This is a genomic window from Bosea sp. (in: a-proteobacteria) (genome assembly GCA_023910605.1).
Lineage (GTDB): Bacteria > Pseudomonadota > Alphaproteobacteria > Rhizobiales > Beijerinckiaceae > Allobosea.
Genome location: JAAVVV010000001.1, coordinates 709,868 through 736,263 on the forward strand (window position 1 = coordinate 709,868; position 26,396 = coordinate 736,263).

Below are 26,396 nucleotides of genomic sequence, written 5' to 3' on the forward strand. Positions count from 1 at the left end.
GAAGGCCATCAGCCGGCGGGCTTGCAGTCCTTGGCGTAGACGTCGACGTAATCGTCGAACACCTTTTCGCGGATTTCAGTCTGGAACTTGCCGTCCGGGCGCTTGGCGGCCTGCACGAGGTAGAAGTCCTGGATCGGGAATCCGTTGACGCCGATCCTGAAGTCGCCGCGAAGCGACTTGAAGTCGGCCTTGCGCAGGCCGGCGCGCACGGCGTTCCGGTCCGAGACCTTGCCGCCCGCCGCCTTGATCGCGGCGTCGATCATCAGCGCCGCGTCATAGGCCTGCATGGCGTAGGTGCCGGGCACGGCATTGAAGGCAGCCTCATAGGCGGCCACAAAGGCCTTGGACTGCGGGTTGTCCATGTTCGGCGCCCAGTTGGCGCCGCCGAAGAAGCCGACAGCCGCATCCTGCTGCGCGGGCAGCGTGGACTCGTCCACCGTGAAGGCGCTGAGGAACGGGATGTTGGCGAGGCCCGCCTGGCGATACTGGCGCACGAGGTTCACGCCCATGCCCCCGGGCATGAAGGTGAAGACGGCGTCCGGGCGGGCCGCGGCGATCTGCGCGAGCTCGGCCGAGAAGTCGAGCTGGCCGAGCGGCGTGTAGAGCTCGGCGACGACCTCGCCCTTGAAGTGGCGCTTGAAGCCGGCCATCGAGTCCCGGCCCGCCTGGTAGTTCGGCGTCATCAGGAAGACGCGCTTGAAGCCCTTGTCCTGCGCATGCTTGCCCAGAACCTCATGGTTCTGGTCGTTCTGGTAGGAGGTCACGAAGAAATTCGGATGGCACTGCGCGCCCGCGAAGTTCGACGTGCCGGCATTGGGGCTGATCAGGAAGGCGTTGCTCTCGACCACGGGCTTGTGGATGGCCTGAAGCACGTTGGAGAAAATCGGGCCTACGACGAAATTGACCTGGTCGCGCTCGATGAGGCCGCGCACCTTGGTCACCGCCACATCGGGCTTGAGCTCGTCATCGACGACCACCAGTTCCGTGTCGAGGCCGCCGAGCTTGCCGCCCATCTGCCGCACGGCCAGCTGGAAGCCGTCACGCGCCTGCTGGCCGAGCACCGCCGAGGGGCCCGACAGCGTCACCATGATGCCGACCTTGAGCTTTTCCTGGGCCTGCGCGGCACCGATCATGGCCGCGAGCGCCCCCGCTGTCGCCAGCGTCTTCCAGTTGAGAACCATCGACAATCTCCCTTGCGAACCTGTTTTCCTGGTAACCGGCGCCGCGCCCGCGCTTCGTTATGTCGCGTCCCTCTGCGCCCGACAATGTCCCACGGAAGTATTTTAAGCTTGAAATATCGAGGCTGTGAAGCCCCGCCGTGCGATGCTGGCCATCAAGGCGCGAGATCGCCTGCGCCCCAGTGCCAGAAATCGCCGCCTTCCTCGCCATAGCGGCCGGCCAGCACCATGCGGTGCACCTCGTCGGCACCATCGACGAGCCGGGCCTGGCGGGCATAGCGGTAGATCCATTCCAGCACCGTGTCGCGCGAGTAGCCCCGCGCGCCATTGAGCTGGATGGCCATGTCCACGCAGCGGTGCAGCGCGTTCGCCACATGAACCTTGGCCATGGAGATCTCCTTGCGCGCCTTCGCGCCCTGATCGAGCTTCCAGGCGGCGTGCATCACCAGCAGCCGCCCGATCTGAATGTCGGAGGCCGCCTCGCCCAGCTTGATCTGCACGCTTTCGCGGTCCTTGAGCTTCACGCCGAAGCCTTCGCGCACCGAGACATAGGCCTGCGCGATCTCCATGGAGCGCTTGGCGAGGCCGAGCCAGCGCATGCAATGGGTCAGGCGCGCCGGGCCCAGCCGGATCTGCGTGACCTTCAGCCCGTCGCCGATCCCCATGAGCACGTCCTCATCGGCCACCTCCAGCCCGTCGAAGGAGAGTTCGCAGTGCCCGCCATGCTCCTCGGGCCCCATGATCGGAATGCGCCGCTCGATACGCCAGCCGGGCTGGTCCCGGTGGAAGAGGAAGGCGCTCAGGCCCTTGCGCGGATCGTCCGAGGTCCGTGCCATCACGATGAAATGCGCCGCCTCGGCCGCGCCGGTGATGTACCATTTGCGGCCGCGGATCACCCAGCCGGCACTGGTCTTCTCCGCAAGGGTGCGGATCATGGCGGGGTCCGACCCCCCGCCCGGATGCGGCTCGGTCATTGCGAAGGCCGAACGTACGCGGCCCTCGACGATGGGCCTGAGCCAGCGCTCCTTCTGCGCCGCAGTGCCGACCTTGGCGAGGATGTTCATGTTGCCATCGTCCGGCGCCGCGCAGTTGAAGACCACGGGCCCGAAGATCGAGCGGTTTGCCTCCTCGTACATCGCCGCCCAGCCCACAACGGCAAGTCCCATGCCCCCAGCAGACTGCGGCGCCTGGGGCGACCACAGCCCCGCCACCCGCGCCTTCGCGCGCAGGCGCTCCAGCGCGGGCAGCGCGATGTTGTCATGGCTATCCCAGTTTGTGCGGTCAGCCTCGATCGGCATGATCTCGGTCTCGACGAAGGCGCGCGTGCGCCGCCGGACGGCGTCGATCTCGGGGGGAAGCGTGAAATCCATGGCCAGCGCTCACAGGGAGGAGACGAGATGGCCGCCATCGACCGCGATGACGGAGCCCGTCATGAAGGAAGATGCCTGCGATGCAAGCAGGAGAAAAGGCCCGTCAAGCTCTTCGAGTTCGCCGAGGCGGCGCATCGGCACGCGCTTGACCAGCGCCTCGCCGGCGGCCGATGCGAAGAAATCATCGTTTATGGCGGTTCGCATGTACCCCGGCGCGATTGCATTGACCCTTATGCGGTGGCGCGCCCATTCGAGCGCGAGCGCGCGGGTCATCTGGATCACGCCCGCCTTCGACATGGCGTAGGGCGCCACCGCCCCCGCCACGCGCATCCCGAGGATCGAGGCGATGTTGATGATGCTGCCGCCGCGGTCCGCCGCGATCAGGCTGCGCGCGGCCGCTGCGGCGACGAGGAAGCAGCCGCGCAGATTGGTGTCGACGATGCGGTCAAAGGCGGCGGCGCTGACATCGACCGCAGCCTGTGGCCCGGCGATGCCGGCATTGTTCACGACCACGTCGAGCGGCCCGGCCGCCGCGATGCAGGCGGCGATGGAAGCCTCGTCGGTCACGTCGAGGGACAATGCCCTTGCCTTGTGCCCCTGCGCCGCCAGCGCCCCGGCCAGAGCCTCTAGCCGGTCCAGCCGCCGCGCCGCCAGCACCACCTGCGCGCCGGCGCTGGTCGCCACCTGCGCGAGATGGGTTCCAAGCCCCGAAGACGCGCCAGTGATCAGCACGGTCCGTCCCTTGAGGCTGAACGTCATGTTGGCTCCCCTGCGCCGTCTTGCCCATGGGCGCTGACGGTTAAGCTGTCACGCAGCATGCCTTGGCTCGGGCGCGGTGGGAAGCGCCGCTTCGCGCCGGGGCGCCAGCCTGACGACGCGCCGGCCAGAGGGTTGATCGGGGTCAAACCCGCGCGTGCTTGTCACAGGCAGGATGCGGGCCTGGGGTTGACGGTGCAGCACGCTAGCGCTTAAAGTACTGAAAGATATCAGTTTTTATTCATTCTAATCTGCGAGGTCGATATGGACGCGCATCTGGCATCCTGGGTGAAGGCAAGCGCGGCTCACCAGCCCGGCGGCCGCGCCGGGGCAGGCGGCTGCCCAGTCAGCGCCGTGCGCGAACGGCTGAGGGTGGCGGGCCTGCGCCCGACGCGCCAGCGCATCCTTCTGGGTTGGCTTCTGTTCGCCAGGGGCCACCGCCACGTCTCGGCCGAGGATCTCTACGGCGAGGCCACGCGGGCTCGGGCGGCGCTGTCGCTCGCCACCGTCTACAACACGCTGCGGCAGTTCTCCGAAGCCGGCCTTCTCCGGCAGGTCCATGTCGGTTCGGGCAAGGCCTATTTCGACACCTGCACCGGCTCGCATCACCATTTCGTCGTCGAGGATGAGGATCTTGTCTTCGACGTGCCCGATGGGGGGATCGCCATCGGCCCGGTTCCCGAGGCGCCGCCGGGCTTCCGCATCGTGGGCGTCGATGTCGTCGTGCGCCTCGCGCGCATCGAGCCCGACGCGGAGCGCGGCTGATGATCGTGTGCCAGTGCAATGTCCTGACCAGGGCCGATGTGCTGTCGGTCTTTGCGCGCGAGCATGTCGTCATGCCCCGCACGCCGGCGCAGGTGCAGCGCTGCCTGGGCTGCGCGCCGCAATGCGGCTGCTGCGCCAGCGCTGTCCGCGAAATCCTGGTCGAGGCTGGCTTCACCGGCTGCACGGTGGGCTGTGCCGCCTGTCCTGGCGAGGGCGGCGCCGATGTGGCCAATGACGAGGGCGGGTTGGCGTCCTTGGGCGCGCCATCGCGGCAGGGGCGCGTTGCGTTCGGCGGAGCCGGCGTGCAGGCCAGCTGAATCCGGCATCTGCATTTAACCGGCTCGTCACCCTTCATGCCGTATAAGGGCCCGTCAAGGCGGGATCGGCAGGATGCACGGATTAGATGCTCTGGTTGTGCGGGGGCTGGTGAAGCGTTTCGGCGGCTTCACGGCGGTGAACGGGCTTGATCTGACCGTGCGTCGCGGCGAGCTTTACGCTCTTCTGGGTCCCAATGGCGCTGGCAAGACCACGTCGCTGCGCATCGTGGCCGGGCTTCTGGCCCCCGATGCCGGCGACATCGCCATATGCGGCGTCGACCGCCTTCGCGATCCCGTGGGCGCCAAGCGCGTGGTTGCCTGGCTGCCTGACGAGCCCATGGTCTATGACAAGCTGACGCCGGTCGAGTATCTCGAACTGGTCGCAGGGCTCTGGCAGGTCGCGCCGGCGCTGGCGGTTCGCCGGCGCGACGAGCTTATGGCCACGCTGGATCTCGTGCGGGTTGCTGACCAGCGCTGCGAGGGCTTCTCCAAGGGCATGCGCCAGAAGGTGGCGCTCGCAGGCGCGCTGATCCACGAGCCCGAGCTTCTTATCCTCGACGAGCCCCTGACCGGCCTCGACGCCTCGATGGCGCGGCATGTCAAGGGCCTGTTGCAGGAGCGCGTGCGCCGTGGCGTCACCGTGATCCTGACCACCCACATCCTCGAGGTCGCCGAACGGCTCAGCGACCGCATCGGCATCATCCGAAACGGCCGACTGGTCCGCGAAGGCACCATGGCGGAGTTGCGGGGCGCCGGCGCCGCCCCGGAATCCACCCTCGAGGATGTCTTCCTCGATATCGTCGACCGCGACGAGGCCGCCTGATCATGCCAGGCCTTCTCCCGTCCATGAGCGGGCCGACCCGCGTGGTCCTCGCCCATGAGGGACGGCTTGCCCTTCGCGGGTTGATGGATATGGCCGGCCCTGCCAGTCCGTCGCGCCCCTGGCGCATCGGCGGCGTCATCGCCGTCATCCTCCTCATCATCACGGGCGTGGCGCAGATGCTGCTGCTCGACGCTGGCGCGCTCGATCCCGCAGATCCCGGCGTGCGCATCATGCTCACCATCAACCTCGCCTTCATCTTCGTGCTGATGGTCTCGGCCGCGCTCGATTCGGCGGCCCATGCGCTCTATGCGCGCGGCGACTATGATCTGCTCTTCTCGGCGCCTTTGTCTCCCCGCACGGTGCTCCTGGTCAGGGCGCTCAACGTGCTCGGCTTCACCGTGGCGAAGGCCGGCCTTTATGGCGCGCCGCTCATCCTCCTGCTGGCCTGGGAGCGCGGCGCGCACTGGCTCGCCGGCCTGCCGCTCATGCTGGCGCTGGCGCTGATGGCGACAGCCCTCGCCATCGGCCTTGCCATGGGGTTGGTGCGCCTCATCGGGGTCCGCAGCATGCGGGTGGTGGCGCAGGTCGTGGCGGCGCTGGCGGGCCTCCTCGTCCTCGTCATGGTGAAGTGGGACGCGATCTTCGGCCCCGGGCCCAGGGATGCGCTCATCAAGGCCTATGCCGCCGACCAGGCGGCGCCGCTTTGGCGCCTCGTCACGCTGCCGGCGCGGGCGATGACGACCGATCCGGCAGCCCTTGCGGCCATGCTGGCGCTGGCGGGGCTGTTCGCTGCCCTCATGTTCATTGCCCTTGCCGAAAGCTTCGTGCGCAACGCGGTGCTGGCGGCCGGCTCCGCCACGTCCGGCCCCATGAAGTCGCACCGCAGCAAGGCGAGCTTCGGCCGCTCGCCGTTTGCGGTGCTGATGCTCAAGGAGCGCCGCATCATACTGCGCGATCCGTGGCTGATGTCACAGATCCTGATGCAGTGCATCTTCCTGCTGCCTATCGTGATCGTGACCGTCTTTCGCGTGGTGACCGGGGCGAATGACACGAGCGCGCTCGCCCCCATCCTCATCGTTCTCACGGGTCAGATCGCCGGCGGGCTGACGTGGATCGCGGTGTCGGGCGACGACGCGTCCGAGCTTTCCCTGACCGCTCCGCTCAACGGCCGCCTGCGCCAGCGCGCGCGCCTCGCCGCCGTCGCCTGGCTGGCGGCGGCCCTCGCCGCGCCGCCGCTGATGCTGGTGATGCTGTTCGACGCCTGGACCGGGCTGGTCAGCTTCGCCGGGGCCGCCCTCGCCATTCTCTGCGCCATGTTCGTCAACCTGTGGCATCAGTCGCGGCTGGCGCGCACGGGCATGATCCGTCGGCGCATGAAGAGCCCGGTGACGGTCACGCTCATGGAACTGGCCACCCTCACCCTGGTCGCGGTGGCTTGCTGGCCCCTGCTGATGGGCGAATACCTCGCCGGCGGCGTCGGCCTCGTGCTGGTCGCGATCACCATGGGCGCGCTCTTTGCCGCCCGCCGCCGCGAACTGGCCTGACAAGGTCACGCTGATCGCCGCGACGGATCAGGCCGGGGGCTCACCCCGCTCAGGCGAACGCGGCGGGGCGCGGGTCGTGCTGGCGACGCCCATCCGGCCGGACCACGAGGCGGCATCCCGCAGCTGAAGCAGACGGAGAGGAAGGGCGGCCCGAGGCCCTGTTTTTCCGGCACGGCCAAAACGTATTGATGTTTGCCATTGAGTATCAAGCAGGAACTACTCTAGATGCCGTATCGAGTGATCGTGCGGAGGAAAAGATGATGAGGCTATCCTGGGCAATAGGGGCTCTTCTCGTTTCTGCAGCCATCGGACATGCGGCCGCCGCCTCAGCCCAGCAAGGGCCCCCGCAGGCGCTGCCGGTCACGGTCGCCAAGCCCGTGATGCGCAACGTCACGGAGACGGTCGAGTTCACGGGCCGTTTCCAGGCCTCCGCAACCGTTCAGGTGGTCTCGCGCGTCTCGGGCCTCCTCGAGAAAGCCCCTTTCACCGAAGGCGGCAACGTCAAGGCCGGCGACGTGCTGTTCGTCATCGACGCGCGGCCCTTCGAGGCGGCGGCCGCGCAGGCCCAGGCGCAGCTTGACGCTCAACAGACCCGCCTTGATCTGGCGCAGTCGAATTTCGACCGCTCGCGCGCCCTTCAGCGCACCGGCAACATCACCGATGCCACCTTCCAGGCGAGCCAGCAGGCCTTCCTCGAGGCCCAGGCGAGCCTGGCCTCCGCCCGCGCTGCGCTCGCCAGCGCCAGGCTTGACCTCGAATTCTCGACGATCCGCGCCCCGATCGATGGTCGCATAAGCCGAAAGCTGATCACGGAAGGCAACCTGGTCGCCCCGGGCACCCAGGGGCAGGGCAGCCTGCTGACCACGATCCTCTCGATTGATCCGATCTACTTCTTCTTCGACGTGGACGAGACGACCTACCTGAACTACCGCCGGCTTGTCGTGGGAGGGCCTGGGGGGACCCCGCAGATCCCGGTCTCGGTCGCGCTGCCGGACGAAACCGAGTTCCGCTATCGCGGCGTTGTCAATTATGTCGATGCGCAGGTGGATGCCGCGACAGGCACCGTGGCCGTGCGCGCGGTGCTGCCCAATCCCGACGGCAGGCTTACGCCCGGGCTGTTCGGACGCGTCCGCCTGCCGGTCGGGCTTCCCTTTGATGCTCTCATCGTGCCGGATGCCGCAGTCAGCACCTCCGCTGCCGGCACTTACGTCATGACGGTGAATGCCGAGGGCGTCGTGGCCCCCAAGCCGGTGCAGGCGGGACCGCGCCTGGGCGCTTTCCGTGCCATCCGCGGCGGTCTGACCGCAGAGGATCGGGTGATAGTCAGCGGACTCATGCGGGCGAGGCCGGGAGGCAAGGTGCTGCCGCAGCCGACCGAACTGACCGTGCCGCCCGATCTCGGGTGGCCCTCCGCAGCCAAGCGCTGACGGAGCGGGTGCGATGAAATTCGGACATTTCTTCGTTGACCGCCCGATCTTCGCGGCGGTCGTCTCGATCGTGCTGGTCGTCATCGGCTCGGTCTCGCTGCTGTCGCTGCCCGTCGCGCAGTATCCGCAGATTGCGCCGCCCACCATCACGGTGCGCGCGGCCTATCCGGGCGCCAATGCCCAGACCATCGCCGAGACCGTCGCCACGCCGCTGGAGCAGGCGATCAACGGCGTCGAAGGCATGATCTACCAGACGTCGCAGGCCACGGGCGATGGCACGCTCTCGCTGACCGTGACGTTCAGTCCGGGCGTCAACCTCGATGTCGCGCAGGTGCAGGTGCAGAACCGCGTCTCCACCGCCGAACCACGCCTGCCCGCCGAGGTGCGCCAGCTCGGCGTGACAGTGAACAAGGCGTCGTCCGACTTTCTGCTGATCGTCAACCTCACATCGCCCGATGGCAGCCTCACCGAGTACGAGCTGTCGAATTACGCGCTGGTCAACATCAACGACACGCTGGGGCGCGTCGGTGGCGTGGGCTCGACCTTCCTGTTCGGCGTAAGGGAGCCCTCCTTGCGCGTCTGGCTCGACCCGAACCGGCTTGCCGCCTTCGGGCTGACGGCCGGCGACGTCTACTCCGCGCTGCAGCAGCAGAACGTCCAGGTCTCCGGCGGGACGCTCGGCGCTCCGCCAGCGCCGCAGGGGCTTGCCTTCGAGGTCACGGTCACCACGCAAGGCCGCTTCCAGACGGCCGATCAGTTCCGCGACGTGATCGTGCGCAGCAGCAATGGCCGGATCCTCCGGCTGAGGGATGTGGCGCGGGTCGAGATCGGGGCGCGCAGCTACTCCACCAATTCCTATCTTGATGGGCTGCCCTCTGTCGGCATCGCCGTCCAGCAACGCCCGGGCACGAACGCGCTGACGGCGGCTGACAATGTCAAGGCCAAGATGGCCGAGCTCGAGCGCAGCTTCCCGGCCGGGCTGCGCTATTCCATCGTGTACAATCCGACCGAGTTCGTCTCTGCCTCCATCGAGGCCGTCCGCTCGACCTTCATCGAGGCGATCATTCTCGTTATCCTGGTCGTGTTCATCTTCCTGCAGTCGTTCAGGGCCGCGATCATCCCGATTCTGGCCATTCCCGTGTCGCTGGTCGCCACCTTCGCAGTGATGGCGCTGCTGGGCTTCTCGATCAACATGCTGACCCTGTTCGGGCTGATCCTGGCCATCGGCATCGTCGTCGACGACGCGATCGTCGTGGTCGAGAATGTCGAGCGCAACATCCGCGAGGGGCTGTCGCCGCGCCAGGCCGCGCACAAGACCATGGACGAGGTCGGCACGGCTGTCGTCGCGATCACGCTCGTGCTGTGCGCGGTGTTTGTGCCGACCGCGTTCATTCCCGGCCTGTCTGGCAGTTTTTACCAGCAGTTCGCCGTCACGATTGCGGCTGCGACGGTCATCTCCGGCCTGAATTCACTGACCCTGTCGCCAGCGCTTGCCGCCATCCTGCTCAAGCCTCATCAGCATGGCGGGCGGCGCGGCCTCGGCCAGCGCCTGTCGGACGGCTTCAACCGGAGCTTCGACCGGCTTTCGGGCGGCTATGCCCGTACGGCCGGCTTCGCGGCCGCTCACCGTGTTGTCTTCCTCGCCATCTATGCGGGCCTGATCGCGGCGACCTTCTGGCTCGTCGGCCGCGTGCCCACCGGCTTCGTTCCGGCCTCCGACCAGGGCTACGCCATCGTCGCCGCGCAACTGCCGGACGGCGCCTCGCTGGAGCGCACCGACCAGGTGGTGAAGCGTGCCGTCGAGATCATCCGCGAGACCCCCGGCGTCGCCCATACCGTCGCAATCTCCGGGTTCTCGGGCGCCACATTCACGGCCGCCTCGAACGCCGCCGCGATCTTCGTGCCGCTGGCGCCGTTTGATGAACGCATCAAGTCGGGCAGGAGCGCAGAGGCTGTGGTCGCGGACCTGCAGCGCCGTCTTTTCGCCATCCAGGATGGCTTCGTCATCGTGCTCAAGCCGCCGACCGTGCAGGGCCTTGGACAAGGCGGCGGCTTCCGCATGCAGGTGCAGGACCGCGGTTCGATCGGCCTCGAGGAACTCGAAAGGCGCACGCAGGCGCTCTTGGCCCGCGCCAACCAGACGCCGGGACTTGTGGGCGTGTTCACGACCTTCTCGACGCGCGCGCCCCAGCTCTTCGTCGACATCGACCGCACCAAGGCGCAGATCCTGAACGTGCCGGTGCAGAACATCTTCCAGGCGCTGCAGGTCTATGTCGGATCTGCCTATGTCAACGACTTCTCCTATCTCGGCCGCGCCTTCCAGGTGACCGCTCAGGCGGACGCGCCCTACCGTGTCGACGCCAGCGATCTCATCAACCTCAAGGTCCGCTCGGCCACGGGCGCGCTTGTCCCGCTCGGCACGCTGGTCAGCTTCCGGGAGGCGACCGGGCCGGCCACGGTCACCCGCCACAACATCTATCCGGCGATCTCTGTGCAGGGCGCGGGCGGGCCGGGCGTGTCCTCGGCCGCTGCCCTTCGCCTGATGGAGGGCGTCGCGGCCGGGACTCTCGGCGAAGGAGCCGGCTTCGAATGGACCGAAATCGCCTTCCAGGAGCGCAATGCCGGCAACACGGCGATCTACGTGTTCGCCATTGCGGTGCTCTTCGTCTTTCTGTTCCTGGCCGCGCAATACGAGAGCTGGAGCCTGCCGCTCGCCATCATTCTGATCGTGCCGCTCTCGATCCTGGCGGCGCTGGGCGGGGTGGTCTTCCGGGGCATGGACAACAACATCCTGACCCAGGTCGCGTTCGTGGTCCTGATCGGGCTCGCGGCGAAGAACGCGATCCTGATCGTCGAGTTCGCGCGCCAGCGCGAGGATGACGGGGACGAGCCGGCCCATGCCGTGGTTGAGGCCTGCCGGCTGCGGCTGCGGCCCATCCTGATGACATCGCTCGCCTTCATCCTCGGCGTGATCCCGCTGGCCATCGCGACCGGCCCCGGTGCGGAGCTTCGCCAGGCCATAGGCACTGCCGTGGCCTTCGGCATGGCGGGCGTGACGGTGCTGGGGCTTATCCTGACGCCTGTCTTCTACGTCACGGTGCGCGGAATCGTGCGCCGCTGGATGCCATCCGAACGGACCCGGCCGGTCGACAGCCAGGCGGGCTAGGCGGCTGCCGGGTCCGCTGCCCGATGTCATCAACGTGGTTGGCGCCGCCATGTCCCGGCCGCTCGTTGCCAGGTCAATTGCCAGGTCAATTGCCAGGTCAATTGCCGGGCCGGGTGCCGGGTCAATTGCCGGGCCGGGTGCCGGGTCAATTGCCGGGCCGGGTGCCGGGTGACCCGCTTCTCTCATGCGCCGCTCACCAGCAGTTCAGGAATCCGCAATCGGTCCATTCCGTCTTGCGCCGCCGGGGCTGCCCGAAAAACTTCCGGCAATCCCTGGCTCACCGGAAGCTGCCGGAGTTGGCTGCATGTTCGGCGCGCAGCCGGGATGATGGCTCCATCCAGCTCCACCACCACCAGGGGCGACACCCAGCGCCCGTCCACCCGGCAAGGCGCAGGCGCCTGACAGGATTCGAACCTGTGATCCCCGCCCTTCCGGGCCTTGTTCTTTCGATGTTGCCGCCTGCGCCCCGATCCGCTATCGGTGACCTACAGCCGACGTCACGCACCCGTAGCTCAGCTGGATAGAGCGCTGCCCTCCGAAGGCAGAGGTCACAGGTTCGAATCCTGTCGGGTGCGCCATTTTCTCTCATTTTTTGAATGACTTGGCAAGAGGCCCCTTGAGGCCTCGGCCTCGATTTCTGCGCACGGAAGCACCACGGAAGCAGTTGGAAGGAAATTCCGGAGCGTTCCGGAGCCCTGGGGAGGGTCGATTCGGGCGCGCTCAAAGGGCACTTCATCGCCCGCATTCCTCCTGATTTGGTCTTCTCGATTGTCCGACCTTATGATGACCGTTCGGGGGGTGTTGGAGCTCGACACCCATGGCGCAAGGCCGTGAAGGCGCGAAGGTCAGGCATCGACGCCGATCGAGAGGCGACCCTCTCGATCTCGGAGGGCTGCGTGCTTGCCTTGTTGTCCGGGAAGCGGGGAGTTTCCGCAGCGCAGCGGCGATCCTCGATCTGCAGCCTTCGATCCTGAGCCGCCGGGTGCGGGCCCTCGAAGATCATCTCGGCGTTTCGCTCTTCCATCGCATGGCGAACGGGGCGAGGCCGACCAACGCGGCGACGGCTTTCCTCGACACTGTGGACCGCGTGCTGGGCGAACTTGACGCGGCGGTCATGAGGGCTGGGGCAGCCGGCGCCGGCAAAGAAGGCATGCTGCAGATCGGGCTGATCTGGACGATCGCGAACGGCCAGGCGCAAGCGACCATGAAAGCCTTCAAGGCGGCTGCTCCTGATGTCAGCCTGGGCGTTCGCGAAGGCGGGTCGGCGTGGATCGCGGCGGCGGTGTTCGACCGGGAGATCGACATAGGGTTTCTCGCCGGGCGTCAGCCGTTGGAAGGGCTGGATCAATGGCGCGTCTGGACCGAGCAGATGATGCTGGTTCTCCCTGCCGAGAAGGCCGAGGGCATGACCGAGGCCTCATGGCCGGACCTGCTGGCTCACCCGATTCTGGTTGGCGATCAGGATGACTGGGTCTCGCTCAAGGATCATCTGACCGCCCAGACCGGACAGGTGCCGCAGTTCGCGATCCACAAGTGCTCGCGCGAAGGCATTCTGAGCCTGATCGCCTCCGGTGCGGGCGTCACGGTCGCCCCGGCCTCGTCCGGGTTCGCGAACACCCCGGGGTTCGCTTTCGTGCCGATCGGGGAGCCGGGAGCCGCGATCCCGCTTTATGCCGTATGGCTACCGTCGAACGACAATCCTGCGTTGCGCCGCTTCGTGTCGCTCTTGAAGAAGCGATTTCCGAAGCCGGCTCAGTAGATCAATTCAAAGCGTCATCGGGCGCGGATCGTCGAGCACGCTCACGATGTCCGTGCGGGTGAAGTCGTCGCCGATGAACAGCAGCGGCAAATCAAAGGTTTTGGCTGCCGCATAGACCAGGCAGTCCGCGAAGTTCAGCCGGGCCGGGTGTCCGCGGCCCTTCCCAAATCGGGCGAAGGCGGAAACGGCTTCGTTTGCCATTTCATCAGTGACGGGAACGACCGACACGCCGCATTCCTCGAACACATCTGTGATCGCCGCATTCGCATCGTCTGGTTCGACCCTGAGCAGGGTCGAAAGGACCATCGCGGTTTCCAGCCTGACGATGGGCAGCGTCAGACGTTGTTCAGCGCGCCTGATCGCTTCAGTGACCCGGCGGCCGTCCGGTTCTTTCGCCAAAAGCGTGATCAAGGCGGAGCTATCGATGAACATTCCTGTTCATTGCCCCCAGAGATCATCGATCTCATCGCGGGTCATGCGCCGCCCGCCGGGCCGCGCTTTGGCATGCAGATGGTTGGCGATGGCGAGCAACCGCTCGGCGAGCGGCTTTGCTGCGCGTTCACGTTCGATCTCGGCCTCGAGCGCGCCGATGATCGCCTGCGTCATGGTCGTGCCGCGCCGCCGGGCAAGATCGCGGGCGAGTTCTGCGGCGCGGGGGTCGCGGATGTTGAGCGGCATGGGCAATTGCTCGTATTTTTTGCCTGTCGATGATCGCGCTCCGTATACACGTCTTCCACCCTTTCGTAAATGCAAATGCGTCGATCCTGCCTTTACGGGTCAGTCTTGGGCTTGGCCGCGCCCTGGCGAAACCCGCGATCGTTGCGCATGAAGTGCTCCAGCATCGGCGCGATCAGGCGGGCCGGATCGACCGGTTGGCCGGACTGGCGCGAGAGCGCTTCGGCATAGGCGACGAGGTCACGGTGAAGTGCGGCCGGGAGTTCCAGCGCGATCTTCACCGGCTTGTCGTCAGGGATCGGCCCGAGCTTGAGCTTGCTCATCGGTCAGCTCCTGTATGGTTCGAGGATCAGGTCGCGGTTGACGATGACCCGAACCGGGAAGCCGGGCCGGACGGTGAGAGTCGGCTGGACGCTGAGTTGACGGCGCACGATTTCCTCGCCGGTGCGCCCGACCGTGTCCTGGCCGCTCTCGCGGATTGCGCGGGCGATGTCGCTTTCGTTGCTGCTCCCGAGTTCGAGCCCGACGCCGAGCAGGGTCGAGAGGCCGGCCGCAAGGAAGAGCCGGCCCCAGTGATAGTCGACGCCATCTTCGAGGCCGGAGAAGCCCTGCTCGTCGGCGCCTGACATGCGTTCGAGCACGATCGAGCGGCCATTCGGCAAGATCATGCGGGTCCAGACGAGCAGCACCCGGCTTTGGCCGAAGCTGACCCGGTTGTCGTAGGTGCCAATCAGGCGCGCGCCCTGCGGGATCAGGAGATGGCGTCCCGTAGGGCTGTCGAAGACATTCTCTGTCACCTGCGCGGTGATCTGACCGGGGAGATCAGAACGAAGGCCTGTAACGAGTGCGGCCGGGATGACCGCGCCTGCCTGGATGACGAAGGGGCTTGGCGGGGCCTGCAGGCGGTCGGGCGACGCCGTGCGCCGGTCGACAGGCGCATTGACGAAGGCGAGTTGCCGTTCGGCCGCGTCCGGCGCGCGCGGCGGTCCGATTCCGGCATCGAACCCGAACGGATTCGGTGCAGGCGCCGGGATGCTGCCGGGCATCGCGGTCGGCGGCGGCGCCATTCCATCGCCAGGTGTGCGGGTGCGCCCTTCGGTCTCGAAGAACACACGGGCAAGGCGCGCTGCCTCGATCTCCTGCAACCGGCGCTGTTCGGCCGGGTCGGGGCCCGGCGCTGCCGCGATAGGCGGCGGCGCCACGGGCTGGCCACGCTCCTGCGCGCGCAGGATCGGCCGGCCAAGATCGCCGGGCAGCGGCGGGCCGAGTTGGGGGATGCCCGTATAGTCGCGCGGCAGGTTGGCGAGCCCATCGGCCTGCGGGTTGCGGTCAGTCGAGTAGAGCTCAGACGGCGCAGCGCGCCCGGAGCGTCCCTGGAGGGCGAGGATCAGCGCGCCACCGACGCCGAGGCCAGCCACGACGCCAAGCCCGATCAGCACCTTGCGCGACAGACGCATCACGCGTGGCGGATCGGGCCGCAGGCGCAGCGCCTGAGCGATCTCGCGCTCCGAGCCCGCACCGCCCGCGGGGTGGGAGCCAGTGTCGGCCCCGCTCATCACGAGCCTCCACCTTCACCGCGTCCAACTGGATCGACCGGGATGGCTGCATCCTGATGGCTGCCGAACAGGCCGCGCCGGACGCCATCGGTGCGCACGATCCGCACCGTCTGCTGGCGCTGGCCAAGACGGAGTTCGGCGGCGGCGAAGAGCCGGTCGACGATCATGTAGTTCTGCCGGACGCGGTAGTTGACGAGCTGGCCCTGGCCCTCCGGCCCGATGACGAAGAGCGGCGGCAGCTCGCCCTGTCCGATGCCGCGCGGGAACTCGATGAACACCTGCCGCCCGTCATCGAAGGCACGTAGTGGCCGCCAGGGTGGGGTGTCGCCCTCGATCACATAGCGGAAGCGCAGCCGCGAGACGTCCAAGGTTTGTGCGACCGGCGCGGCAGCTTCCGCAGCGGTGTTCTGGCGGCGCAGCGCGATCAGCGCGTCCTGCGGATACTGCCAGGAGACCGACGCCATGTAGGTCCGCTCGGTCGAGCGCAGTTCGAGATGATAGGTGCGCCTGTCGGTGTTGATGATCATGTTGGTCATCAGGTCCGCCCGGGTCGGCTTGACGATGATGTGCACGCGGCGGCTCGCGCCCGTTCCGCTCTCGGTGTCGCCGATGATCCAGCGCACCGTGTCGCCTGCCGCGACAGGCCCCGTGCCGACGAGGCTCTCGCCCTCTTGCAGCATGATCGAGGTGACTTGGCCCGGCGCGGTGTAGACCTGATAGAGCGCGCCGGCCGAGAAGGGATAGACCTGCACGGCGTTGAGGAAGCCCGCACGGACGGGCTGCACGCGGGCCGAGGCGTTGGCCTCCTTGACGCGGGTGGTCGGTTCCGGCGATTCTGGCGTTGCGCGCCGTGCCTCGACCCTCTGAAGTTGCCCCGGCAACGGCAAGGGCCGTGGAACCTCGACCACCTGCACCGGGCGCGGCGGCTCCGGGACCAGCGTTGCCGGAACAGGATCGTTGTCGTAGGCGATCTCGGGCGGCGTCCAGGTGGCGCAACCGGCGAGCGCAGTCGCGGCGAGGAGTGAGAGTGCAAGCGAAGCGGGACGTGCTGGGGTCATTGGCCGAGCTCCCGTGACCAGTTGATGGCGTGGACAAAGATGCCGAGCGGGTTCTTGCGGAGGCGCTCGGCGTCGCGCGGCGGCTGGACGACAAGCGTCAGGATCGCGGTCCAGCGTTCGGTCTTGGCGAGTTGGCCGTTCTCGAAGGTTCGCTCGACCCAGGCGACGCGGAAACTGTCGTCAGAGGCGCGGATGACGCTTGAGACCTCGACCGAGACTTGGCGCTGCCCGACCTTGGCGAACGGATCATTGGCGCGGGCATAGTCGTTGAGCGCGAGAGCGCCGCGGTCGGTCGTGAAGTCGTAGGCCCGCAGCCAGTGCTGCCGCACGATGACGGGGTCGGCCGGGATGGAGCGGACCTGCTCGATGAAGCGGGCAAGATGCCAGGCGATCTGGGGATCGGTGGGTCGGAAGTCCGCGACGGCCGGCGCGACCGCCTGCGCCTGACCGAGCCGGTCGACCTGCACGACCCAGGGCACGACCGTGCCGCGCGCTGACTGCCAGACCAGCGCGCCGGCCAGGCCGGCGATCAGCCCCAGTTCGCCGAGCGCCATCAGCCGCCAGTTCCTGGCCTGCACGCGGGCGGAGCCAATGCGCTCATCCCAGGCCTGAGCCGCTCTCTGGTAGGGCGTCTCCGGTTCGGGCGTGCGACCGTAGCGGACGCTGGGTCTCTTGAACATCACCGCTCCTCCGATACGCGAATGGATGTGCCGGATCCGCCACCGTCGCCGGAGCGCACCGCGTGGGCGACCGTCGAGACGCCATGGCTCATGCTCTGCGCTCGCTTCATCCGCTTCGCCCAGGCGGGCGGACCGTCTGAAGCAGAAGACGCGGATGCCGATGACGTACCGCCCATCGCGGCTGCACGGCCGGCGGCATAGCTGTCGCCCAGGCTGCGTCCTGCAGCGCGCAAGGGGCTGGCGACCGCAGAACCGGCGGCCTGCGCAACTCCGACGCTGCCACCGACGGTCGCTCCGCCGGCGAGATAGGCCCCGCCACGCGCAGCGCCACTGATGGCGCCGGCGCCAAGTCGGGCTGCGCCGGCTGCCGCGGCTCCACCTGCGACCACGGCGCCGCCTGCAGCGAGGCCGGTTCCGACAGCGGCGCCTGCCCCAAGCTGCGGGCCGCCAGAGATCAGACCGTTGGCGATGCCGGGCCCGAAGATGCCGAGGCCGAGCAGCGCGAGCGCGGCCAGCACGATGGCCATGGCGTCTTCGATCGTCGGTTGCGCCCCGTTGAAGCCGCGCGTGAACTCGGAAAACAGCGTCGAGCCGATGCCGACAATAACGGCGAGCACCAGCACCTTGACGCCCGAGGCCACGACATTGCCAAGCACGCGCTCGGCGAGGAAGGCGGTCTTGCCGAAGAGCCCAAAGGGCACGAGCACGAAGCCCGCAAGGGTCGTCAGCTTGAACTCGATCAGCGTGACGAAGAGCTGGATCGCGAGCACGAAGAAGGAGAGCAGGACGATCGCCCAGGCGAACATCAGGATCGCGATCTGGATGAAGTTCTGGAAAAAGGAGATGTAGCCCATCAGACCGGAGATGGATTCGAGCAGCGGCCGTCCGGCCTCGATGCCGACCTGCGCGACGCGGCCGGGCTGCAGCAATTGCTGCGCGGTGATGGACGACCCCGAGGCCTGAAGGCCCAAACCGGAGAAGGAATCGAAGATGATCTGCGCGAGGAAGTTCCAGTTGCCGATGATGTAGGCGAAGACGCCGACAAAGAGCGTCTTCTTGATGAGCCGCGCGATGATGTCGTCATCCGCGCCCCAGGCCCAGAACAGCGCTGCCAGCGTCACGTCGATGACGATGAGGGTCGCGGCCAGAAAAGCCACCTCACCGCCAAGCAGACCGAACCCTGAGTCGATGTAGCGGGTGAAGACCTCGAGAAAGCGTTCGATGACGCCGGTGCCGTTCATGGCCGCGCCTCCGATTGTCCCGGATCGAGGCCGAGGAAGCGGCGGCGATGTTCGGTCCAGGCGCGGCGGCAGGCGTCATCCTGCAGCGCTGCCTCGCCCATGGCGGCGCAGCGCGCGACCTCGGCGGTCAGCGGATCGGTCGATGGCAAGGTGGAGGACCTGACGGACTGCTCGGCCTCGTCCGGCCCGCGGGTCGCTTGGATCGCGGCCAGCACGATCACCGCCGCGGCGAATGCGCCGGCGACGATACGCAGAAGGGTCTGACCGCCGATCCGCATCGGTGCCGCCTCAGTTGCCGTAGAACATGCGGGCGGAACCGGCCTGATGGCCGCCGCCGGGTGCGAGGAAGCGGCGGAGTTGCTCGCGCGCCTGTTCCTCGCCGCTGGCGATCCGCGCGGCTTCGAGCGCCTGCGCCCGGCCCTGCGCCGCCATCAGCGCCGTGAGGTCGGCGAGTTGCTGGGTCTGGAGTGCGACCAACTGGTTGCCGGCTTGGGTGGCCTGAAGCGCACCGGTTGCGCCCTGGCTGCGGGCGACGAGCGCATCCATCTCACCCCGCATGGTCGAGAGATTGCCGACCACGGTCGCTTGCGTCTTGAGAGCATCCTCGAAGCCTGCCATCGACGTGCGCCAGCGTTCGCGCGCTCCATCGATCATCTGCGCGGCCGATCCCGCACCTGCGCCTGCGCCATATCCGGACTGGAAGGCGCGCTCGATATCGGTCACCTGATAGGCAAGGCGCTGGGCCTGGCCGAGCAACTGCTGGGTGCGCTGGAGCGATTGCTGGAGCCGCTGGATCGACGAGTATGGCAGGCTTGCAAGATTGCGGGCCTGATTGATCAGCATCTGCGCCTGGTTCTGCAACGACTGGATCTGGTTGTTGATCTGGTCGAGCGCCCTGGCGGCCGAGAGAAGATTCTCGGCATGGTTCCACGGGTCGTAGACGACGCGCGCGTGAGCGGGCGACGTAACGATCAGCGTCGGCGTGGCCATGCCGGCGAGGGTTGCGCAGCCGAGAAGCGCGGCGCGTAGCGGGCGGGCGAAGGGTCGCGGGATCATGGGGGTGTCTCCTCCAAGGTCTGGATTGGGGCGGGGATGGGCAGCATCTCGGCGGCCCAGGTCAGGCCGCGCCGCTCGAGCCAGGCGCGCGCGAAGCCGGAGCGGCCATGGCGCATGAGGGTTTCGGCGATGGCCGTCTGATCGGTCTTCGAGGACGCTGCGCAGAAGGCGAGCGCGACCTCCGACAGGCCGAGTTCGAACAGACGGTTTCCGCGGCGGGACTGCGCGTAGTACTCGCGCTTCGGGGTTGCACGGCTGACGATCTCGATCTGACGGTCGTTCAGCCCGAAGCGCCGGTAGATGGCGGCGATCTGAGGTTCAAGTGCGCGCTCGTTCGGCAGGAACACCCGGGTTGGGCAGCTCTCGACGATCGCGGGCGCAATGGCCGAGCCCTCGATGTCGGACAGCGACTGGGTGGCAAAAATGACCGAAGCGTTCTTCTTGCGCAGCGTCTTCAGCCATTCCTTCAACTGTGCGCCGAAGGTTGCGTCGTCGAGCGCGAGCCAGCCTTCATCGACAATGAGCAAGGTCGGCCGCCCGTCGAGCCGCCGGCCGATAGCGTGGAAGAGATAGGCCAGCACGGCGGGCGCGGCGGCCGTTCCGATCAGGCCTTCCGTCTCGAACGCCTGAACGTCTGCTTCGCCCAGCCGCTCGACCTCCGCGTCCATCAGCCGGCCCCATGGCCCGGCGAGGGTGTAGGGCTCGAGCGCACGCTTCAGCGCCTGGCTCTGCAAAAGCACGGCAAGGCCGGTCAGCGTGCGCTCATGCACGGGTGCCGAGGCGAGGCTCGACAGCGCCGACCAGACGAGATCCTTCGCGACCGGATCGACGGTGACGCCTTCGCGGGTCAGGACACCCGCGATCCACTCGGCCGCCCAGGCGCGCTCGTCGGGCTCGTCGATGCGGGAGAGCGGCTGCAACGCCACGGGTTCGGCTGCGGCATCGGCCAGCGCGCCGCCGAGATCGTGCCAGTCGCCGCCCATGGCCAAGGCAGCCGCGCGGATCGAGCCGCCGAAGTCGAATGCGAAGACCTGAGCCGCATCGTAGCGGCGGAACTGCAGCGCCAAGAGCGCAAGCAGCACGGACTTGCCTGCGCCAGTCGGACCGACGATGAGCGTGTGGCCGACGTCGCCGACATGCAGCGAGAAGCGGAACGGGGTCGCGCCTTCGGTCTTGGCGAAAAAGAGCGGCGGGCCGTTCAGATGGTCGTTCCGCTCAGGTCCTGCCCACAGCGCGGAGATCGGCGCGATGTGTGCAAGGTTCAGCGTCGAGATCGGCGGCTGGCGGACGTTGGCGTAGAGATGACCGGGCACGCCGCCGAGCCAGGCCTCGATCGCATTCACTCCTTCCCGGATCACCGTGAAGTCGCGCGCCTGGATGACCTTTTCGACCAGCCGCAGCTTCTCGTCGGCCGCGCGCGCATCCTCGTCGAACACGCAGACGGTCGCAGTAACATAAGCCCAGCCAGCGATATCGGCGCCCAGTTCTTGCAACGCCTCGTCAGCGTCTGCGGCCTTGTTGGCGGCGTCTGAGTCGAGCAGCACGCTCGACTCGTTGGTCATGATCTCCTTGAGGATCGCGGCGATCGACTTGCGCTTGGCGAACCACTGCCGGCGCACCCGCCCGATCAGGCGGCCGGCGTCGGTTTTGTCGAGGCAGATAGCCCGCGTCGACCAGCGATATTCAAAGGCGAGCGAATTCAGATCATCGAGCACGCCCGGATAGGTCGCGCTCGGAAAGCCGAGCACGGTCAGCACCCGCAGATGCTGGTAGCCGAGCCGCGGGCCGAGCCCCCCGATCAGCGGCTCGTCCGCGAGCAGCGCGTCGAGATGCATTGGCGTTTCGGGCACCCGCACCGCGTGGCGGCGCGTCGAGACGGTCGAGTGCAGATAGGTCAGCGTCTCGGTGTCGGTGAGCCACTCGGCCTCCGGCACGAAGGCCTCGATCAGGTCAAGCACGCGGCTCGTGCGGTCGATGAAGCCGCGCAGCGCCTCGCGTCCATCCGCGCCGCCGTCGTCGGCCTGGCCCTCGTAGAGCCAGCTTTCCGCGCGCTGCACGTCGTCGGCGGGCGGCAACCAGACGAAGGTCAACACATACCGGCTCTCGAAATGTGAGCCAGCCTCTTCGAACTGCGCGCGGCGTTCCGCATCAACAAGCTCGGAGACCGGATCGGGAAACCGGCTTGACGGATAGCCCCGGGCCGGCACGCGCTGCGCTTCGGCGAAGATCGTCCAGCCGGAGCCGAGACGGCGCAGCGCGTTGTTTAGGCGCGCCGCGGTGGCGGCGAGTTCGGCCGGCGTCGCCGAATCGAGATCGGGGCCGCGGAACCGGGCGCTGCGCTGGAACGAGCCGTCCTTGTTGAGCACAATGCCGGGCGCGACGAGCGCTGCCCATGGCAGAAAGTCGGCCAGCGTCTGCGGCGTCTTCCGATACTCGGCGAGGTTCAGCATCGAGGCGCCTCCCTCACGTCCGGAAATGCGCCGGGTAGCGCAGATGGCGACGTACGACCTCGACGAACTGGGCGTCGCGCTTTGCGGCCCAGACGGCTGCAAGGTGGCCAAGGAGACCGATGACCAGCCCGGCGATCCAGAGACGCAGGCCAAGCCCGATCGCGGCGGCGAGCGTGCCGTTGGCGATGGCGACCGCGCGCGGCGCGCCAGCCAGCAGGATCGGCTCGATCAGCGCGCGATGGACGGGCGCAGAGAAGCCAGGCACGGGATCGTCAGGCCGCAGCATCAGACCAGCGCTCCGCCGCCGAAGGAGAAGAAGGACAGAAAGAAGCTCGACGCCGCGAAGGCGATCGACAGACCGAACACGATCTGGACGAGCCGGCGCGCCCCGCCCGAGGTGTCGCCGAAGGCGAGCGTCAGGCCGGTGATGATGATGATGATCACCGCGATGATCTTGGCGACCGGTCCCTCGACAGATTCCAGCACCTGCTGGAGCGGCTGCTCCCACGGCATGTTGGAGCCTGCCGCGTGGGCGGGCGCGGCGAGCACGAGGCAGGTGATGCAGGCGGTCACGGCCGACAGCCGCGCACGAAGGGACAAGGTCATGGACGGTCTCCGGTTGAAACGAAAACGGGGTCTTCGAGGGCGTAATCACCGGCGGCGTTAAGGCCGCTCACCGCGGCGAGTTCCGCGAGGCGGCGGTCGGCCCCACGGCCCGCCAGCACGGCGATGAGTTGAATCGTCTCCGCAATCAGCGCGCGCGGCACGGTGACCACAGTCTCCTGGATCAGCTGCTCCATCCGGCGGAGCGCGCCGAGCGCCGAGCCGGCGTGGATGGTGCCGACGCCGCCGGGATGGCCGGTGCCCCAGGCCTTCAGAAGGTCGAGCGCCTCGGCCCCGCGCACTTCCCCGATCGGGATGCGGTCCGGCCGCAGGCGCAGTGCGCGGCGCACGAGTTCGGAGAGCGAGGCGACGCCGTCCTTGGTGCGCAGCGCGACGAGGTTCGGCGCGCGGCACTGGAGTTCGCGCGTGTCTTCGATCAGCACCACCCGGCCGCCCTCATGGGCGATCTCGGCGAGAAGCGCATTCGTCAGCGTCGTTTTGCCGGTCGAGGTGCCGCCGGCGACAAGGATGTTCTTGCGGGCCGCGACGGCCGCGCGCAGCACGGAGGCCTGATCGGCGTGCATGACGCCGCCCGCGACGTAGTCGTCGAGCGTGAACACCGCAACGGCGGGTTTGCGGATGGCGAAGGCCGGTCCGGCCACGACGGGCGGCAGGAGGCCTTCGAACCGCTCCCCCGTCTCGGGCAGTTCGGCGGAGACGCAAGGCCGCTCGGCATGGACCTCGACGCCGACATGGTGCGCGATCAGCCGGATGATCCGTTCGCCGTCGGCACGGGACAGGCGATGCCCGGTCTCGGTGAGGCCCGTGGTCAACCGGTCAATCCAGAGCCGCCCGTCCGGGTTCAGCATCACCTCGACGACCGCCGGCTCCTCGAGCCACGCCGCGATCGCCGGCCCGAACGCGGTGCGCAGCATCCGCGCGCCGCGCGCACTGGTGAGCTCTTTCAGCGGATGAAGCGACATGACCGTCCCTCGCGAGGGCCGCATCGCGGAAATCGCGAACGCGGGCGGGGACGATCAATGAGCGGCTGGACCGAAGCGGATCAACAAGGGATCAAGAGGCGTAGGGATCTGGCGAAGAAAGGCAGGCGGAGGGGTGGGTCCGCTTCGCGCCGCCATGCACGAACCCGCTTCGCGGGATGGGCACTCGTGTGGGCGTTCTGTGCTGCTTGTTGAGGTTTTGGCGCTCTGATTCTGCCGCGTGATCATGGGGTTCCTTCAACAATGAGGAACTTGCCATGGACAGGATCTCGAACGACACACCGGTCAGCCCGCTTCGGCAGCGCATGCAGGACGACATGCTGATGCGAGGCCTGGGTTCGCATACCCGCCAGGATTACATCCGCCACGTCCGTGCCTTCGCGGCTTTCATCCGGCGCTCGCCGGATACGGCAACGGTGGACGATGTTCGCCGTTTCCAGCTTCAGCAGCATGAGAGCGGCATCGGCGTCGCCACCATCAACTCCGCGGTCTCGGCCTTGCGGTTCCTGTTTGCTGTCACGCTCGGCCGGCGCGATCTCGCGCGCAGCCTTGTGGTGACCCGCTTTCACCGCAAGCTCCCCGACGTCCTCAGCGTTGAAGAGGTTGCCCGGCTGCTCGAAGCCGCGCCGGGCCTCAAGTACAAGGCTGCGCTGAGCGTGGCCTATGGCGCGGGCTTGCGGGTCTCGGAGGTCGCGCATCTCAAGATCGACGATATCGACAGCACCCGCATGCTGATCCGCATCGAGCAGGGCAAGGGCCGCAAGGATCGCAATGCGATGCTCTCGCCGCATCTTCTGGACCTGCTTCGCCTGTGGTGGCGCGAGGGCAAGCGACGCGGCGTGATGTTGCCCCATGGCTGGCTGTTCCCCGGGCAAGGCCGCACGGAGCCGATCTCGACCCGGCAACTCCATCGCGCGGTTCAGGAAGCGGCCGAGCGAGCCGGGATCCGCAAGCGCGTCAGTCCGCACACCTTGCGGCACAGCTTTGCAACGCATCTTCTGGAACAGGATGTCGATATCCGCGTCATCCAGGTGCTGCTCGGCCATACCAAGCTCGAGACGACCGCGCTTTACACCAAGGTCTCGACCCGGACGATCCAGGCCGTGGCGAGCCCGCTCGAGCATCTCATGGCGCTGATGGAGGGCAAGCGGATCGAGGAAGGCAGAGCCCCGATGAGACTGGGGAAGCCCGACGGCTGAGGCCATGTCGGCCTCGCTCGAGGTCGCCGATATCTTCCGCAGCGCTGGCCCTGCCTATCGGGCAGACCATGCCGGGCATCTCGGCCTCGACCAGCTCAAGGTGATGTCGGCGATCGAGACCTGCCGCACCGCCGCGCTCGGAGGCCATGTCGAGGCCTGCGATGATTGCGGGCATCGGCGCATCGCCTACAACTCCTGCCGCAACCGACACTGCCCCAAGTGTCAGGGGGCGGCCGCACGCACCTGGCTTGCCGAGCGTGAAGCCGACCTGCTGCCCGTCGGCTACTTCCATGTCGTCTTCACCCTGCCGGCCGAGATCGGCGAGATCGCCTTCCACAACAAGGCGCCGGTCTATGACCTGCTGTTCCGGGCCGCCTCGGAGACGATGCTGACGATTGCCGCCGACCCGAAGCATCTCGGCGCCAGGATCGGCATCACGGCGGTGCTTCACACATGGGGCTCGGCCATGACCCATCACCCGCATCTGCACATGATCGTGCCGGGTGGCGGCGTCAGCCCGGATCGAACACGCTGGATCTCCTCGCGCCCGGCCTTCCTCCTGCCGGTGCGCGTCCTCGGCATGCTGTTCCGGCGTCTCTTCCTCGATGGCCTGCTGGCCCTGCATCGCACAGGCAAGCTCAGGTTCTATGGCGCGCTGGCGAACCTCAATGACCCGCGCTTGTTCCAGCGTCATCTCGCGCCGATCGGCAAGAAGCGCTGGGTCGTCTATGCCAAGCCGCCTTTTGCCGGGCCCGAAGCCGTGCTCGCCTATCTCGCCCGCTATACCCACCGCGTCGCGATCTCGAACCGCCGCCTCATCACCCATGACGGGAACGGCGTCACCTTCCGCTACAAGGATTACCGTCGTGATGGCGCGGCCCGTCAACAGGTCATGACGCTCGCCACCGACGAGTTCATCCGCCGCTTCCTGCTGCATACCCTGCCGCGTGGCTTCCATCGCATCCGCCATTATGGCCTGCTCGCAAGCACAACAAGGAAGGAGAGCCTCGTCCGCGCCCGTGCTCTTCTGGAGGTCGCGCCACGCGCCGAGCCGACCATGACGGCGGAGACCATCAACGCCGACCCGTCCGATCACCGCCCGCCTTGCCCCTGCTGCGGTGGCCGCATGAGCATCATCGAGATCATCACCCGTGCCTACCGATCGCGAGGGCCGCCGGCATCAGAACCATCCACCCGGGAGTGCTCGCCATGACCCGGCATGGACAACGAGAAAGCCGCGCCACAGCACCAGCGCTTTGGCCGATGGAACCTCTTGTCGTTCACACGACCCACGATGCCGATGACATGCAAATGCCCGCCTATCCGGGCCTCGGCAACAACGCCTGGTGGCGAAATGCGCAACCGGCCTCGGCATCCACGGGTTGCCGCGCCGCACGCACACCCACCAAAGCCCAAGCCGAAATCATCAAATCCCCATAAAGCTCAGCTGCGGACCGCGGGTTCCTGCATGGGGGGCTTTCGTACGCCTACGGCACCCGAAACCCTTCACCATCTCGGCCACTGAGGCGACTTTGCTGTTTCCTGAAAGCGGACATTCCGAGTGCCGTGTGGCAGTTCTTTGTTGCGCCATAACTCTCCGTTCCGGTTACGGGCAGAACGCTGCTGCTGCGGACATTGGGAACCCAAGCCGAATGCAACTGCCGCCATTCCGGTCGCAGGCGCAGAGCGGCGATTGCGGAAATCTAGCTGACGGCATTTCGGGTGATAAATGTTGCTTCATTGGTCATCCTCGGGGTTCGCACCTATGACAC

At 67.3% G+C, this 26,396-nt stretch carries 25 protein-coding genes and 1 tRNA gene; 10 read left to right on the top strand and 16 right to left on the bottom strand.

Annotation, left to right across the window (positions count from 1 at the left end):
- Positions 1 to 8: 8 nt before the first annotated feature.
- The 3 genes from HEQ16_03585 to HEQ16_03595 all read right to left on the bottom strand — a co-directional run bounded on the left by HEQ16_03585 (position 9) and on the right by HEQ16_03595 (position 3,307).
- A complete protein-coding gene (locus HEQ16_03585; protein ID MCO4053140.1) occupies positions 9 to 1,181 on the bottom strand; it encodes an ABC transporter substrate-binding protein in 1,173 nt (390 codons plus the stop codon).
- 152 nt (positions 1,182 to 1,333) lie between these two features.
- A complete protein-coding gene (locus tag HEQ16_03590; GenBank protein ID MCO4053141.1) occupies positions 1,334 to 2,548 on the bottom strand; it encodes an acyl-CoA dehydrogenase in 1,215 nt (404 codons plus the stop codon).
- A 9-nt stretch (positions 2,549 to 2,557) separates the two neighbouring features.
- A complete protein-coding gene (locus tag HEQ16_03595; protein ID MCO4053142.1) occupies positions 2,558 to 3,307 on the bottom strand; it encodes an SDR family oxidoreductase in 750 nt (249 codons plus the stop codon).
- Positions 3,308 to 3,568: 261 nt separating this feature from the next.
- Here HEQ16_03595 and HEQ16_03600 point away from each other — a divergent pair, with 261 nt between their 5' ends.
- From HEQ16_03600 to HEQ16_03635, 8 genes are all read left to right on the top strand, one after another.
- Complete coding sequence (locus HEQ16_03600) at positions 3,569 to 4,069, top strand: transcriptional repressor (GenBank protein MCO4053143.1); 501 nt, start codon at positions 3,569 to 3,571, stop codon at positions 4,067 to 4,069.
- On the top strand, positions 4,069 to 4,386 hold the full coding sequence (locus HEQ16_03605) for a bacterioferritin (protein ID MCO4053144.1): 318 nt from the start codon (positions 4,069 to 4,071) through the stop codon (positions 4,384 to 4,386). The genes HEQ16_03600 and HEQ16_03605 overlap by 1 nt, the downstream gene beginning before the upstream one ends.
- Before the next feature lie 73 nt (positions 4,387 to 4,459).
- The gene (locus HEQ16_03610) at positions 4,460 to 5,209 is read left to right on the top strand and encodes an ABC transporter ATP-binding protein (protein MCO4053145.1); all 750 of its coding nucleotides are present in this window, start codon (positions 4,460 to 4,462) and stop codon (positions 5,207 to 5,209) included.
- Between the two features lie 2 nt (positions 5,210 to 5,211).
- Positions 5,212 to 6,753, top strand: coding sequence for a hypothetical protein (locus HEQ16_03615; GenBank protein MCO4053146.1), 1,542 nt, complete (start codon positions 5,212 to 5,214; stop codon positions 6,751 to 6,753).
- A gap of 257 nt (positions 6,754 to 7,010) precedes the next feature.
- A complete protein-coding gene (locus HEQ16_03620; protein MCO4053147.1) occupies positions 7,011 to 8,180 on the top strand; it encodes an efflux RND transporter periplasmic adaptor subunit in 1,170 nt (389 codons plus the stop codon).
- A gap of 13 nt (positions 8,181 to 8,193) precedes the next feature.
- Complete coding sequence (locus HEQ16_03625) at positions 8,194 to 11,346, top strand: multidrug efflux RND transporter permease subunit (protein ID MCO4053148.1); 3,153 nt, start codon at positions 8,194 to 8,196, stop codon at positions 11,344 to 11,346.
- Positions 11,347 to 11,847: 501 nt separating this feature from the next.
- Positions 11,848 to 11,924, top strand: a tRNA-Arg gene (locus HEQ16_03630).
- 239 nt (positions 11,925 to 12,163) lie between these two features.
- A complete protein-coding gene (locus HEQ16_03635; protein MCO4053149.1) occupies positions 12,164 to 13,105 on the top strand; it encodes a LysR family transcriptional regulator in 942 nt (313 codons plus the stop codon).
- A gap of 6 nt (positions 13,106 to 13,111) precedes the next feature.
- Here the strand turns inward: HEQ16_03635 and HEQ16_03640 are convergent, their stop codons facing one another.
- The 13 genes from HEQ16_03640 to trbB form a co-directional block, all read right to left on the bottom strand.
- Positions 13,112 to 13,537 (bottom strand): type II toxin-antitoxin system VapC family toxin, encoded by a 426-nt coding sequence (locus HEQ16_03640; protein ID MCO4053150.1) that lies wholly within the window; start codon positions 13,535 to 13,537, stop codon positions 13,112 to 13,114.
- Positions 13,538 to 13,543: 6 nt separating this feature from the next.
- Positions 13,544 to 13,783 carry a type II toxin-antitoxin system VapB family antitoxin gene (locus tag HEQ16_03645; GenBank protein MCO4053151.1) on the bottom strand — a complete coding sequence of 80 codons (240 nt, stop codon included), beginning with the start codon at positions 13,781 to 13,783 and terminating at the stop codon, positions 13,544 to 13,546.
- 92 nt (positions 13,784 to 13,875) lie between these two features.
- Entirely contained in the window at positions 13,876 to 14,103 is a 228-nt protein-coding gene (locus HEQ16_03650; GenBank protein ID MCO4053152.1) for a DUF2274 domain-containing protein, read from the bottom strand.
- A 3-nt stretch (positions 14,104 to 14,106) separates the two neighbouring features.
- Positions 14,107 to 15,336, bottom strand: coding sequence for a TrbI/VirB10 family protein (locus tag HEQ16_03655; GenBank protein ID MCO4053153.1), 1,230 nt, complete (start codon positions 15,334 to 15,336; stop codon positions 14,107 to 14,109).
- Positions 15,336 to 16,394, bottom strand: a complete 1,059-nt coding sequence (trbG, locus tag HEQ16_03660) for a P-type conjugative transfer protein TrbG (protein MCO4053154.1) — start codon at positions 16,392 to 16,394, stop codon at positions 15,336 to 15,338. The genes HEQ16_03655 and trbG overlap by 1 nt, the downstream gene beginning before the upstream one ends.
- Positions 16,391 to 17,074, bottom strand: a complete 684-nt coding sequence (locus HEQ16_03665; protein ID MCO4053155.1) for a conjugal transfer protein TrbF — start codon at positions 17,072 to 17,074, stop codon at positions 16,391 to 16,393. The genes trbG and HEQ16_03665 overlap by 4 nt, the downstream gene beginning before the upstream one ends.
- Positions 17,074 to 18,315: a P-type conjugative transfer protein TrbL gene (gene trbL, locus HEQ16_03670; GenBank protein ID MCO4053156.1), complete on the bottom strand. Its 1,242-nt coding sequence runs from the start codon at positions 18,313 to 18,315 to the stop codon at positions 17,074 to 17,076. Before trbL ends, HEQ16_03665 begins: the two co-directional genes overlap by 1 nt.
- Entirely contained in the window at positions 18,312 to 18,593 is a 282-nt protein-coding gene (gene trbK-alt, locus HEQ16_03675; protein ID MCO4053157.1) for a putative entry exclusion protein TrbK-alt, read from the bottom strand. The genes trbL and trbK-alt overlap by 4 nt, the downstream gene beginning before the upstream one ends.
- A 10-nt stretch (positions 18,594 to 18,603) precedes the next feature.
- Complete coding sequence (trbJ, locus tag HEQ16_03680) at positions 18,604 to 19,371, bottom strand: P-type conjugative transfer protein TrbJ (protein ID MCO4053158.1); 768 nt, start codon at positions 19,369 to 19,371, stop codon at positions 18,604 to 18,606.
- A complete protein-coding gene (locus HEQ16_03685; GenBank protein MCO4053159.1) occupies positions 19,368 to 21,821 on the bottom strand; it encodes a conjugal transfer protein TrbE in 2,454 nt (817 codons plus the stop codon). The genes trbJ and HEQ16_03685 overlap by 4 nt, the downstream gene beginning before the upstream one ends.
- 13 nt (positions 21,822 to 21,834) lie before the next feature.
- Positions 21,835 to 22,104 carry a conjugal transfer protein gene (locus tag HEQ16_03690; protein ID MCO4053160.1) on the bottom strand — a complete coding sequence of 90 codons (270 nt, stop codon included), beginning with the start codon at positions 22,102 to 22,104 and terminating at the stop codon, positions 21,835 to 21,837.
- A 2-nt stretch (positions 22,105 to 22,106) separates the two neighbouring features.
- Positions 22,107 to 22,427: a conjugal transfer protein TrbC gene (locus tag HEQ16_03695; GenBank protein MCO4053161.1), complete on the bottom strand. Its 321-nt coding sequence runs from the start codon at positions 22,425 to 22,427 to the stop codon at positions 22,107 to 22,109.
- Positions 22,424 to 23,407, bottom strand: coding sequence for a P-type conjugative transfer ATPase TrbB (gene trbB / locus HEQ16_03700; GenBank protein ID MCO4053162.1), 984 nt, complete (start codon positions 23,405 to 23,407; stop codon positions 22,424 to 22,426). The genes HEQ16_03695 and trbB overlap by 4 nt, the downstream gene beginning before the upstream one ends.
- A gap of 275 nt (positions 23,408 to 23,682) precedes the next feature.
- Between trbB and HEQ16_03705 the strand changes: the two genes are divergently transcribed.
- Both HEQ16_03705 and HEQ16_03710 read left to right on the top strand, forming a co-directional pair.
- Positions 23,683 to 24,624, top strand: coding sequence for a tyrosine-type recombinase/integrase (locus tag HEQ16_03705; GenBank protein MCO4053163.1), 942 nt, complete (start codon positions 23,683 to 23,685; stop codon positions 24,622 to 24,624).
- A 4-nt stretch (positions 24,625 to 24,628) separates the two neighbouring features.
- A complete protein-coding gene (locus tag HEQ16_03710) occupies positions 24,629 to 25,837 on the top strand; it encodes an IS91 family transposase (protein MCO4053164.1) in 1,209 nt (402 codons plus the stop codon).
- Positions 25,838 to 26,396 lie beyond the last annotated feature (559 nt).